This is a genomic window from Lysinibacillus sp. FSL K6-0102 (assembly GCF_038003545.1).
GTDB lineage: Bacteria > Bacillota > Bacilli > Bacillales_A > Planococcaceae > Lysinibacillus > Lysinibacillus capsici.
The window spans coordinates 3458539-3470800 of sequence record NZ_JBBOPH010000001.1; the positions used below are offsets into that span (position 1 = coordinate 3458539).

General features: G+C 37.9%; 14 protein-coding genes. 6 read left to right on the forward strand and 8 right to left on the reverse strand.

The genetic code is table 11. From position 1 onward, the window contains the following. Positions 1–47: 47 nt before the first annotated feature. From qoxA to NYE73_RS17595, 5 genes are all read left to right on the forward strand, one after another. Entirely contained in the window at positions 48–953 is a 906-nt protein-coding gene (gene qoxA, locus NYE73_RS17575; protein ID WP_048395109.1) for a cytochrome aa3 quinol oxidase subunit II, read from the forward strand. A 61-nt stretch (positions 954–1014) separates the two neighbouring features. Beyond that, the gene (gene qoxB, locus NYE73_RS17580; RefSeq protein ID WP_048395108.1) at positions 1015–2958 is read left to right on the forward strand and encodes a cytochrome aa3 quinol oxidase subunit I; all 1944 of its coding nucleotides are present in this window, start codon (positions 1015–1017) and stop codon (positions 2956–2958) included. 1 nt (position 2959) lies between these two features. Further along, complete coding sequence (gene qoxC / locus NYE73_RS17585; protein ID WP_004226587.1) at positions 2960–3559, forward strand: cytochrome aa3 quinol oxidase subunit III; 600 nt, start codon at positions 2960–2962, stop codon at positions 3557–3559. Next, on the forward strand, positions 3559–3843 hold the full coding sequence (gene qoxD / locus NYE73_RS17590; RefSeq protein ID WP_004226585.1) for a cytochrome aa3 quinol oxidase subunit IV: 285 nt from the start codon (positions 3559–3561) through the stop codon (positions 3841–3843). Before qoxC ends, qoxD begins: the two co-directional genes overlap by 1 nt. 247 nt (positions 3844–4090) lie before the next feature. Next, positions 4091–4948, forward strand: coding sequence for a DUF6612 family protein (locus NYE73_RS17595; protein WP_259948308.1), 858 nt, complete (start codon positions 4091–4093; stop codon positions 4946–4948). Positions 4949–5009: 61 nt separating this feature from the next. On the opposite strand, the gene NYE73_RS17600 is transcribed toward NYE73_RS17595, so the two are convergent. From NYE73_RS17600 to NYE73_RS17630, 7 genes are all read right to left on the reverse strand, one after another. Beyond that, on the reverse strand, positions 5010–5429 hold the full coding sequence (locus tag NYE73_RS17600; protein WP_259948311.1) for a universal stress protein: 420 nt from the start codon (positions 5427–5429) through the stop codon (positions 5010–5012). Positions 5430–5479: 50 nt separating this feature from the next. Then, the gene (locus tag NYE73_RS17605; protein ID WP_259948314.1) at positions 5480–6556 is read right to left on the reverse strand and encodes a PQQ-dependent sugar dehydrogenase; all 1077 of its coding nucleotides are present in this window, start codon (positions 6554–6556) and stop codon (positions 5480–5482) included. Between the two features lie 44 nt (positions 6557–6600). After that, positions 6601–6762, reverse strand: coding sequence for a hypothetical protein (locus tag NYE73_RS17610; protein WP_167444838.1), 162 nt, complete (start codon positions 6760–6762; stop codon positions 6601–6603). Positions 6763–6913: 151 nt separating this feature from the next. Next, the gene (locus NYE73_RS17615; protein WP_054550010.1) at positions 6914–7330 is read right to left on the reverse strand and encodes a YugN family protein; all 417 of its coding nucleotides are present in this window, start codon (positions 7328–7330) and stop codon (positions 6914–6916) included. 136 nt (positions 7331–7466) lie between these two features. Then, positions 7467–8420, reverse strand: a complete 954-nt coding sequence (locus NYE73_RS17620; RefSeq protein WP_259948319.1) for an alpha/beta hydrolase — start codon at positions 8418–8420, stop codon at positions 7467–7469. Positions 8421–8451: 31 nt separating this feature from the next. Beyond that, positions 8452–9183, reverse strand: a complete 732-nt coding sequence (locus tag NYE73_RS17625; protein WP_259948581.1) for an SDR family NAD(P)-dependent oxidoreductase — start codon at positions 9181–9183, stop codon at positions 8452–8454. A 20-nt stretch (positions 9184–9203) separates the two neighbouring features. Continuing rightward, complete coding sequence (locus NYE73_RS17630) at positions 9204–10829, reverse strand: flavin-containing monooxygenase (protein WP_259948322.1); 1626 nt, start codon at positions 10827–10829, stop codon at positions 9204–9206. A 126-nt stretch (positions 10830–10955) separates the two neighbouring features. On the opposite strand from NYE73_RS17630, the gene NYE73_RS17635 reads away from it, so the two are divergent. Then, a complete protein-coding gene (locus tag NYE73_RS17635; protein WP_048395095.1) occupies positions 10956–11651 on the forward strand; it encodes a response regulator transcription factor in 696 nt (231 codons plus the stop codon). Between the two features lie 67 nt (positions 11652–11718). On the opposite strand, the gene NYE73_RS17640 is transcribed toward NYE73_RS17635, so the two are convergent. After that, positions 11719–12180, reverse strand: coding sequence for an SAM-dependent methyltransferase (locus tag NYE73_RS17640; protein ID WP_259948324.1), 462 nt, complete (start codon positions 12178–12180; stop codon positions 11719–11721). Between the last annotated feature and the right edge of the window lie 82 nt (positions 12181–12262).

A 12262-nucleotide genomic window follows, 5' to 3' on the forward strand; every position in this document is an offset into this window, starting at 1 on the left:
AAACACATGAATTTTATGAATAGCCGTTCTATAGAAAGGAGTCAAACATGAAGAAAAAATTAAGTTTAATGTTAGTAGCATTGAGTGCAATTGCTCTTCTTGCTGGATGTGAACCATTAACAGTGTTCAATCCAAAAGGACCTAATGCTGAAACATTATCAAACACAATTATCTTATCTATTATTACAATGGCCTTTATATTGCTAGTCGTGTATGTGCTTTTAGCCTTTATGCTTACAAAATATCGTGCATCAAAAGCAGCTGCAGATTATGAGCCTCCTCATGAAGAAGGAAGTCATCTGCTTGAAATTACATGGACAGTAATTCCAATTATTATCGTAGCATTTTTAGCTGTTGTAACAGTAAGAACAACATCTACAGTAGAAGCTCAACCAGCAGGTTATGACGATAAGGAGCCTTTAGTGATTTATGCATCATCATCAAACTGGAAATGGCACTTTAGTTATCCAGAAGAAGGTGTTGAAACAGTTAACTATGTAAACATTCCGGTGGATCGTCCAATCGAATTTAAGCTTTACTCATTTGGTCCAATTACAAGTTTCTGGATTCCTCAATTAGCAGGTCAAAAATATGCTATGAGTGATATGTTAACAACAATTCACCTTGCAGCAGATGAAGTTGGTTCATTTATGGGACGTAACTCTAACTTTAATGGACGTGGCTTTGCAGAAATGGAATTTGAAGCACAATCTATGACACAAGAAGACTTCGATAAATGGGTTGCTGATGTTAAATCGAAAGAGGCACCATTAACAGAAGAAAAATTTGATGAGCTTTTAGAGGCAGAACATGTTGGGCGCCAAAGCTTCTCATCTACACACTTAGACTTTAGACCAGCTCCAATGGAACATGGTAAACACATGAATATGGATGAAATGGATCATGGGGACATGTCTGAAGAAGACATGAATAATGAACATTCTGGTCATTAATTTGATTTTATCGTTGAACGAATCGAGACATTAACTTTTAATTCTGAAAGGAGCGCATCCAATGAGTATGGAAGAATTATTCCATCCAATGCAAGAACCGATGATTTTAGCGGCAGCTATTAGTATCGTAGTTGGTGCAGTGGTTATCGTAGCAGGCCTTACTTATTTCAAAAAATGGGGCTATTTCTACAAAAACTGGCTATCAACTGTTGACCATAAAAAAATCGGGATTATGTATATCGCAGTAGCTTTATTAATGCTATTCCGCGGTGGTATCGATGCACTATTAATGCGTGCACAAACAGCCGTTCCAGATAACGGACTTCTTGATGCACAACACTATAATGAAATTTTCACAACACACGGTTTATTAATGATTCTATTTATGGCGATGCCATTTGTTATCGGCTTAATGAACATTGTCATTCCACTTCAAATCGGTGCACGTGACGTTGCTTTCCCACGTCTAAATGCTGTCAGCTTCTGGCTATTTGCAGCAGGTGCTGGTTTATTAAACTTATCATTCATTATCGGTGGTTCACCAGACGCTGGTTGGACAGCCTACTTCCCTCTTGCAAGTACGGATTTTAGTCCGACTGTAGGGAATAACTATTATTCTTTAGCCCTTCAATTATCAGGTATTGGTACTTTAATGACAGGTGTTAACTTTATCACGACGATCATTAAAATGCGTGCTCCTGGTATGACATTAATGAAAATGCCAATGTTTTCTTGGTCAATTTTAATTACAAACATTATTATCGTATTCGCGTTCCCAGTATTAACTGTAGCGCTTGCTCTTATGATGTTTGACCGTCAATTCGGCACAAAATTCTTTGCGATGCAAGACGGTGGTATGGATATGCTTTGGGCCAACCTTTTCTGGGTTTGGGGACATCCTGAGGTTTATATCGTTATCCTACCTGCTTTCGGTATTTTCTCAGAAATCATTGCAACATTCGCACGTAAAAACTTATACGGTTACAAATCAATGGTGATGAGTATGGTGGTCATTTCCCTACTATCATTCGTAGTTTGGGCCCACCACTTCTATACAATGGGTCATGGTGTAATGGTAAACAGTGTTTTCTCTATTACAACAATGGCAATCGCCGTTCCTACTGGGGTTAAAATATTCAACTGGCTACTCACAATGAGGCACGGGAAAATTCAATTTACAACACCGATGCTTTATGCACTTGGCTTTATTCCTATCTTCACAATTGGTGGGGTTACAGGGGTAATGCTAGCGATGGCAAGTGCTGACTACCAATATCATAATACGATGTTCTTAGTTGCCCACTTCCACTATGTATTAATTCCAGGTACAGTATTTGGTGTCCTTGCAGGTTACCACTACTGGTGGCCAAAAATGTTCGGTTTCCGTCTAAATGAAAAATTAGGGAAAGCTGGTTTCTGGTTCATTGCCATCAGCTTCAACGTAACGTTCTTCCCACTATTCATTTTAGGTTTAGATGGATATGCTCGTCGTATGTACACTTATTCTGAGTCTACTGGTTATGGTCCATTGAACATGTTATCGTTCGTTGGTGCTCTAGGACTTGCAGTCGGCTTTGCATTAATCGTCTACAATATTTACTATAGCTGGAAGCATATGCCTCGTAATGAAAAGGCAGATGTTTGGGATGGTCGTACACTTGAGTGGGCTACTCATTCTCCAGTACCAGAATATAACTTTGCCGTAGTGCCTACCGTTACTCGCTTAGATGAGTTCTGGTTCGCGAAAAAAGAAGGTCGCGATATTACTGCAGGTACAATCGAAAAAATTCACATGCCAAATAATACAGGCACACCATTCTGGATGAGTGGATTCTTCTTCCTTGCAGCATTCTTCGCTGTATTTAATCTATGGATTCCAGCCATCATCAGTATGCTTGGTGTATTTGGCTTCATGATCCATCGTTCATTTGAAAAAGATCATGGTCGTTACATTTCAGTTGAGGAAGTAATGGCAACTGAGAAAAGCTTGAGAGGTGATAAATAATATGAAAATCGATTCTTCACTTCCATTAGAATATAGTACAGAGGAAAACCGTCTAAAAATCTTTGGTTTTTGGATTTTCCTTGGCGCCGAAATCGTGTTATTTGCCACTTTATTTACTGTGTATTTCACACTTCATACACGTACAGGTAGTGGACCAAATGGTGCCGAGATTTTCGAATTAACGCCCGTTCTATGGGAAACATTCTTATTATTAACAAGTAGTTTCACAATTGGTCTTGGTGTTCATGCAATGCGTATTGGCCGTAAAAAAGCGATGATGACATTCTTTATCATCACTCTATTACTAGGCCTTGGCTTCTTAGCTATTGAGATTGATGAATTTGTCACATATGTACACGAAGGTGCGACGATTCAAACAAGCGCATTCTTATCGTCATTAATGACTTTACTTGGAACGCACGGTGCCCACGTAACATTTGGTTTCTTCTGGGGCGTAGCTATTTTAATCCAAGTAGCGAAACGTGGCTTAAACCCACAAACGGCTAATAAAGCGTTTATCTTCTCACTGTACTGGCATTTCCTAGACGTTGTTTGGATTTTCATCTTCAGCTTCGTCTACTTGAAAGGACTGATTAGCTGATGAAGGAATTATTCCCAAAACAACATGTGATGGGCTTCGGCTTCTCACTATTACTAACAATCGTAGCTTTAGCAGTTGTAAAATTTGATATGTCTCTTAATATGGCATTTGGAATTTTACTAGTAACTGCTCTTGCACAGGCAACTGTACAATTAGTATTATTCATGCACATCGGTGAATCTGAAGATAAAAAAACGTTATATACAACAATTTTATACTCAGTATTCGTAGGTGTTGTGACAATCATTGGTACATTATTTGCTATGATCTGGGGTTATAATTGATCCATTACACTATGGTGTAAGCAAAAGGCTGTCTGTACTTATCGTCCTTGTACGATAAGTTCATGACAGCTTTTTTGTTTTATCCCTATTCATTTGGTAATTATCGCGTTTAAAGATTACAAAAGTAGGAGTAATGTTATTTTTTTAATAAAAAAGTAGTTCTTTTCTAACAATTTATGAAACTTTTCCTTTTTTAGTGCGTATAGTAGTAGATAGTGTTTTTTACCAAGAATAGGAGATGAAAGTAATGAAGAAAATTTTTAAAGTATTAGCAGTCGGAACACTAGCGTTGACACTTGCCGCTTGTAATTCAAGCGCTACGCCTACGAAAGACACAACTAATAAAAGCAAACTCACTTTAGAACAAGTGTATGACAAAGCAGTAGATCGCCAGGCTGATATTCAAAGTGCAAGTGCTAAAATGGATATGACACAGGTGACAAAGGTTGGGTCTGGTGAAGAAGCAATGGAGTTTTCAATCGACTCCAAAATGGAGATGGATATGATCGTTGATCCACTTGCAATGCATTTATCAGGATCTATGACAATGCCTGATATGATGAATGAAGGTAAAGAAACAATGGACATGCCAATTGAAATGTATATGAAAAAAGATGCAGGCTTATTTATGAAGGATTCGACAACAGATAGCTGGTTAAAGCTCCCTGATGAGAACTTTGATGCTATATTAGATCAAACGGCGGCTTCTGCTGATGCGAAGGAACAGCTAGAACAATTGAAAAAATTCATTAAGGACTTTACATTTGAACAAACGGATGATGAATACGTCCTTACATTAGATGCCAAAGGCGATAAATTCAAAGAACTAATCGATTCTGAGATTAATAAGTCTATGCAAGAAATGGGTCTAGAAGAAAATCCAATGGATCAACTATCAATTGAAAAAATTAACTACGTACTACACATCGATAAAGAGACTTTCGATACGAACAAAATGGATATGAATTTTGACTTAAAAATGGCCGTAGAAGGTGACGAATTGTTAATGAATACAAAATCAGTCGTTACGTATACTGAATTTAATCATCTAAAAACAATCGATATACCTCAAAGCATTATTGATAACGCTCAAACATTCCAATAAAAAAAGAGCCTGCTTGTCTACTAGCACAAGCAGGTTCTTTTACTCTCAACTATTTTAACAACTAACGAACAATCAACACATCACAAAGCGCATGACGTACGACTTTCTCTGCCACAGAGCCTAACATCATTTTCTCCATACGATTTAATCCAGTTGCACCGCAAACAATTAAATCAACCTGAGGTAACTGTGTTAAAATGCCTTTTGGTGAACCTGTTTCTACAATGGATTTGACCTCTTTGACTCCTGTCTGTAATGCCTCTTTTTCTAGCTTTTCCATTTTAAGAATGTTTTCCTTCTTCAATTCCTCGGCATATTTTAAGTCATATGCTGAAACTGCTCCAAACGATTTTGTATCAATGACATTCACCAATTGCAAAATAGCATTGTGTTCCTTTGCTAATTGACTAGCTCGATCCAATGCTTTTAATGATTGTTCTGAGAAATCAATTGCTACTGCGATCTTAAGATAGTTTGCCATGTTTGTCCTCCCCATTCATCCTACCATTCCATGTTTTCTCAAATATTATATCACAATGGCGTTCGATATAGTTTATCATCCTGAGGTTGCGGATTTCCACGACCATCTGTATTATTGCTAATAAAATAAAGAAATTTTTCATCCACAAAGACATCACGAATTCTACCAAATTCTGATAGTAATTCATTGTGTTTGTTCTTATTTATATCAAAAGCTAGGACTGCTGTGCCTCTTAAGGCAGCGACATATAATTGATCATTTACAATAGCAATGCCTGATGGTGCCCATGTGTTAGAAGAACCGGATGTAAAAAGAGGTGTTATCATCCCCTGCTCTTTCTCCATTCCTTCAATAAGAGGCCAGCCAAAATTCTTCCCCTTCTCAATGATATTAATTTCATCATTTCCTGCATTGCCATGCTCACTGGCATACATCGTACCATCATTAGACCATGTTAAGCCTTGTGGATTTCGATGTCCATAGCTGTATATATAGGATTGAGGAAAAGGATTATCATTCGGTATGGTGCCATCCAAATTGATGCGCAAAATTTTCCCTTCTAAAGCTTCCGCATCCTGTGCTAAAGAAGGTTGTGTTGCATCTCCTACCGTTGCATACAGCTTGCCGTCAGGACCTATTTTCAAACGTCCCCCATGATGGTATGTACCACTCTTTATTCGATCCATAATAAGATTCTGTTCGAGCCATTTATTATCGCTAAACGTTAACGTAACAATTCGATTAAATTGTTCCTCTTCCTCGACATACGTATAATACGCATAGGCAACTTGACTAGTAGGAAAATTAGGTGCTAACACAAATCCCAACATACCAGCTTCTGGAGCAGTTGATAGCTCCTTTTTCAGGATAACCTGCTGTCTATCAACGCCCCCTTCCGCAATCTTTACAATACTTCCTGGCCTTTCTGCTATATAAAAGACATCTCCACTTTTTTGAATTGACCAAGGTGACTGCAATTGATCTGCTATTATTTCAATAGAGGAATTCATGGCATCTTTAGCGTGATTTTCCTCACTTTCTAACCTATTATCGTTATTATCCTTCGTTGACGTACAAGCAACACATAGAATCATCGTTAGCAGTATTAAAGGTATGTAACGTCCCATGATTAATCATCCTCTCATTTATGAAAAATAGAAAGAGACGCCACCTAGACGCCTCTCTTACTTTTTATACTTTCAAACAGGATTATTTCACCAAATGTTCTTGTTTTCTCTAACACCTCTAGAAAGGCTTCTTTACGATGGATGAGTCGTTCTTGGTGCAATTTCTGATAGGAATGCTGAAAATCATCTATAGCTATTTTATCCATAAACTCACCTCATATAGTAGTACGTGCTAATATCATTATAATGTTGGAAAATTCTTACGACAATTCTATTTATATTTTTGATTATATGTTCCCAAAATAATAAGGATAAAAGACATATAATTTCTTGCAGCAGCTATTTAAATTTATCTAACTAATGAATGAAAAATGGTAGTACTTTTTCTTCCACAGCTTGTTCACCTGCTTGAATCCATCTACTTTTATCATGAATGTATCCATCTTTATCAAGCGGAGTTTGAAATTGACTAGCACCAGTTGCATCTAGTAAGGAGCCCTCATCATAATCTAGACCAATATTCTCAACATGCTTAATGACAAATGGCTTTTGAAAACGAATTTGAGCATCTTCATTATCAAGCTCTCCTGATGTGACGATAAAAGGGACACGTAAATAAATAGTTTCTCCTGCCTCTTTCCATAATACCGAGTCAAAGCTACCTTTATAGTACTCCCAATTCCCGCCGATCGTGAAACCCCGATCGGCAATTTTATCTCGTAAATAGCCAAACCCTATCTCTTTTCCAACAATTTTTGAATCAAATTGTAACAATTTATCTTCTCCTCCTTTCACTCGATAAAAGTTTAACCTAAAAGACGATATTACAAACTAGCTAAAAGATCATTTTGCTGAACAAAAAAATCCCGAAACCTGAGTAGATTATGGTTTCGGGATTTTCGTAAATTTTTTATAAAGGCACTGAAATATTTCGATGTAACACATATTTAGCAGCTTCTACATACTCTGTGACAGCTCTTTGACTGACTGTGGCTGTAGGAACAATACTCTCAAAGCCATGATAGCAGCCTGGGTATAAGTGGAATTCAACATCTACTCCAGCCTGACATAGCTTGGTTACATATTGTAAAGTCTCATCACGAAATGGATCAAGTTGACCAACACATGTATAAGTAAATGGTAAACCTGATAAATCATCCGCTCTAGCTGCGGCAGCATATGGTGGTACATTGTCACTACCATTTTCTCCATTCAAATACATTTCCCATCCCTTTTGATTGAGTGAGTGGTTCCAGATCATATGTCCCGTAATTTCTAATGAAGATGGGGTATTATTGCGATCATCAATCATTGGATAGAGCGGCATTTGGAAACTAAGCTTCGGATAATTTCGATCGCGTGTAAGTAGTGCAAGTGCAGCTGTGAGCCCACCACCAGCACTTGCTCCAGCAATCCCTAAACGGGTAGGATCTATCCCTAATTCATCCGCATGATCTGCTACCCATTTTAACGCTGTATAGCAATCTTCAAGCGGAGCTGGATAAGGATGTTCAGGCGCAAGTCGATAGTCTACAGATACTACAACACAATTCGCTTCATTGACAAAACGCTGACAAAGCACATCATCACCCTCTGGTGCTCCTAAGACATAGCCTCCACCATGAATCCATAGCAGGCCTGGGTATATTTCCTTTTGCTCTTTTGACTTATAAATACGAAGACGAAGAGAATCATTATTATCAGGCCCTTGAATGACTTTATTTTCTACTATGATGTGCTCTTCAATTGGAGCTGGCACAGCAACGGCTGCCATTCCGTCTCTTGTAGCTTGTACATTATCCAAATCTAATGGGGGAAAAATTGCTAACGTTTCTTTTAGTTCTGAATCAATACGATGTTCCATTAAAATCCTTCCTCTCTTATTTAAAATGTTTTTACGATGTTAAACCGCCATCAATTGGGACGACAGCACCATTCACATAAGAAGCTTCCTGCGAAATTAAGAAAGCGATTACATTTGCGATTTCAGTAGGGTCTGCTAATCTACGTAATGGTCCATTTTCTTCTGGACTCGATGCCAATCCCTTTGTCATGTTTGTCCTCACGCCACCGGGACAAATTGCATTCACTCGAATCCCTTTAGGTCCATATTCCATGGCCGCCGTTTTAGTTAATCCAATTACACCATGCTTACTTGCCGCATAACCACCTAGATAGGGTTGTCCCTGTATACCAGCTGCTGAGGATGTATTCACAATGACACCTGATTGCTGTTGCTCCATTTCTTTTAATACATACTTTAAGCCGAGAAACGCCCCTTTAAGATTGACCGAGATTATTCTATCAAACGTTTCCTCTTCTAAATCTCCCAGTAGTGTAGGTGGGCTTAAAACACCTGCATTATTGATAAAAGCATCAATCTTGCCAAATGTTTCTTTTGCAGCGTCCACATATTTTTTGACATCATTGCTTTGTGAAACATCAGCTTGGACAAAAATTGCTTGTTGGTGATATTCCTTAACAGCATGTAGTGTGTCTTGTCCACTTTTATCATCAAAATCCACTAAAACTAATGCTTTGCCCATAGTGGCAAGCAATTTTGCTGTCTCTCTTCCTATACCACTTCCAGCACCTGTAATAATGACTACTTGTTGCTCCATATTGATATATGCTCCCCTCTCACAAACTATGATATTGATTTTAATTTCATTAACTTAAAGCCTACATAATTGTTTTGAGCCACCTCATTACAATGTTTTGTGTAATAATCAAATCCTCCTAGATAGATTAAAAAACTTCGAGGTTTGCCCTCAATATTGGCTCCCGTATACCAGGAATCACCTTTGACGTAGAGTGTTGCATTAGCGACATCTCGACAATGTGTGCTCCAAGCTTCCTCTGCTTCTATTGTTGGTTCCACAAGATCAATGTCATGCTCACGCAAATAATGCATGCACTCGGCAATCCATTCGACATGCTGCTCAATAGCAATCGGCATGTTCACGAGAACAGAAGGGCTTTCTGGTCCCGTAATCATAAATAAATTAGGAAAACCTGCTGTTGTGAGTCCAAGATAGGTTTGAACAGCTGCCCCATCCTTCCACTTCTCTTTTAATGACACGCCATTCCTTCCTCGGATATCAATCTTAAATAATGGCCCTGTCATGCCATCATAGCCTGTCGCAAAAATGATGATCTCTAAATCAAAATGGTTATCCGCCGTTTGAATACCTTCTCCTGTTATTTTTTGAATAGGTGATTCTTTGACATCAACCAGTAAAACATTCTCCCTATTATAGGTTTCAAAATAACCGCTATCTAAAACCTGTCTTTTCGTGCCATACATATACTTAGGACATAGTTTTTCTGCAACCACAGGATCTTTCACAATCTGTCGTATTTTGGAGCGAATAAATTCTGCCGCTTTTTCATTGGACTGTTCATTCGTTAACAAGTCATGATAAGTAGCTGAGAAGGCAAAGCCACCTTGTGCCCAAGCTTTCTCAAAAACCGCCTGCCTCTTATCATCAGGTTCTTCCATTGCAGATTGCTGATTTTGTGCAAAAGGTGTACCTGAAACCGAATTTCTCATGGAACGTTTTATCGCTTCAAAATTTTTCTTCGTTTCTTTGATAAAGTCCTCTTCATATGCATGGTTACGAGCGGGAATCGTATATTGTGGAGTGCGTTGAAACACCGTTAACTGCTCTGCTTCTTTTGCAATAACAGGTATTGCCTGAATCCCGCTTGAGCCTGTCCCAATAATTCCTACACGCTTCCCAGTAAAATCAACCTTTTCATGTGGCCAATGCCCCGTGTGATACCATTTTCCGTTAAATTGTTGCAACCCCTGGATGTTAGGAACATTTGCTGCAGATAGACAGCCTATTCCTGTAATAAAGTACCTTGTTAAAATGTACTGCCCATCGTTTAGATGAATCATCCATTTATGTTGTTTTTCATCAAAATGAGCTGCAGTGACTCTTGTGTTAAATTGGATAGCTGATCGCAATTGAAAACGATCGGCTACGTAATTTAAGTAGCGTAATATTTCCGCTTGCTCTGGAAATCTAGATGTCCAAGTCCATTCTTCATATAATTCTTTTGAAAATGTGTAGTTATAATAGATGCTTTCAATATCACATCTAGCACCAGGATAACGATTCCAATACCAAACACCACCTACACCATCTCCAGCCTCGTATACAATGGTTGAAAAGCCTTTACTCCTCAACTGATGTAGCATATACAGACCTGCAAACCCAGCACCTAGAACAACTGCATCCACCTCTTTAATTGTTTGACTACTCACCTGTTGCTCCTCCTTACGCCAAAATAGAGAAATATGGCTTTACTTAGCTTAAATACTACAACTTAAAGAAAATATTGAAAATTCCTTATTTTAAGCGTAGTATATACTTAAAAAAGGGGATAGGTCATGTCCAATCTTTATACCATTCAAAAACGTTTCGACACAGTACAAAGTTATGCCAACCATGAAGAGCTGTTGATACACATTTTGCAGGTATATTTAGATGCTTTTCCTATCAAGGATGCCTATTTATTGAGGTATTCTCCAATAGGCTTTGTAGCAGAAGGAATCATTTTTTTAAATGAATCGGGTGGTAGTCATATCGGTGAGATTCGTGAGGAGATTCGTAGTTTCCCTATTATTTATGCTGCTATTGAAGATAAGAAGGCTAAATTTTGCACAGGAATGGACTATTTAAAAAATATCAGTATGAAATATTCTATTCCCTCGCAAAATAATACGTTTTTAATTGTCCCTATTTTCATTGGGTCATATGTTTTTGGCTATATTTGTAGTACTCAATTAGAAGAGGAAATCGATATAAATGATAAGCTGTTAGATGACATGACCACCTTTGGAAACATGATTGGACAGCTTATCATACAAGCTAGAAATAGCAAAAAAGAGGGCTTTCTGAGCAAGCGTGAATTAGAGGTAATGAGACAGGTAGCGCAGGGAGATAGCACAAAGGAAATAGCAGATGTTATGCAGTTAAGTGAATTAACCATTACACAATATGTAAAATCTGCTATCAAAAAATTGCGTGCCAAAAATCGCTCTCATGCCATTAGCATTCTTTATCAAGAAGGAATCATTCTTTAAAAAATCAGGGGAGCACGCTACTCCCCTTTTTTAGTAACCCACAATTGTCTTCGCTTTAACAATTTTATTACGCCCAGTAGGCCTTCATTAAATCTATTGACCACGCTGGCTGTTTAACATCCTCTTTAGGTAAAAATTCTTTCATTACAGGCTTTATATCTAGTATAGGTGTGCCATCTATGGCGTCTAGCCCTTGAACGATTAATCCTCTTGATTTGACCTCTAACAAGGCAACGATTGTACTTCCTAATTTATTGGGTCTATTTTTACCTCTTTGTGCGAAAATGCCAACCTCTGGATAATCATGATTATCTCTCGGATGTCTTGTCTCATATTGAATTTGATCGTCTGAAACCTTATCAAAATAAAAAATAATTTCTAGATGAGAAAAATCTTCTATTCCTTTTAAGGACGCCTCTTGGATATGATCAGCAAGTTCAATAGTTGAAATAATCTCTCCCCAATGATCATCTTTTAACATTTGCCGATTGTTACGAACGGTAGCGATTGATTGAATAGTATATTGCATGTCTTTTATCCCACATCTTTTCGAATATCTACTATATGTCCTTTCATTTCAGTATAGACTAAATGGACAGAAAAAAAGATGA

What these genes read in the sequence shown, in the direction of transcription:
- qoxA (WP_048395109.1), top strand. Translation starts at nt 48, where the DNA reads ATGAAGAAAAAATTAAGTTTAATGTTAGTAGCATTGAGTGCAATTGCT.
- qoxB (WP_048395108.1), top strand. Translation starts at nt 1,015, where the DNA reads ATGAGTATGGAAGAATTATTCCATCCAATGCAAGAACCGATGATTTTA.
- qoxC (WP_004226587.1), top strand. Translation starts at nt 2,960, where the DNA reads ATGAAAATCGATTCTTCACTTCCATTAGAATATAGTACAGAGGAAAAC.
- qoxD (WP_004226585.1), top strand. Translation starts at nt 3,559, where the DNA reads ATGAAGGAATTATTCCCAAAACAACATGTGATGGGCTTCGGCTTCTCA.
- NYE73_RS17595 (WP_259948308.1), top strand. Translation starts at nt 4,091, where the DNA reads ATGAAGAAAATTTTTAAAGTATTAGCAGTCGGAACACTAGCGTTGACA.
- NYE73_RS17600 (WP_259948311.1), bottom strand. Translation starts at nt 5,429, where the DNA reads ATGGCAAACTATCTTAAGATCGCAGTAGCAATTGATTTCTCAGAACAA.
- NYE73_RS17605 (WP_259948314.1), bottom strand. Translation starts at nt 6,556, where the DNA reads ATGGGACGTTACATACCTTTAATACTGCTAACGATGATTCTATGTGTT.
- NYE73_RS17610 (WP_167444838.1), bottom strand. Translation starts at nt 6,762, where the DNA reads ATGGATAAAATAGCTATAGATGATTTTCAGCATTCCTATCAGAAATTG.
- NYE73_RS17620 (WP_259948319.1), bottom strand. Translation starts at nt 8,420, where the DNA reads ATGGAACATCGTATTGATTCAGAACTAAAAGAAACGTTAGCAATTTTT.
- NYE73_RS17635 (WP_048395095.1), top strand. Translation starts at nt 10,956, where the DNA reads ATGTCCAATCTTTATACCATTCAAAAACGTTTCGACACAGTACAAAGT.
- NYE73_RS17640 (WP_259948324.1), bottom strand. Translation starts at nt 12,180, where the DNA reads ATGCAATATACTATTCAATCAATCGCTACCGTTCGTAACAATCGGCAA.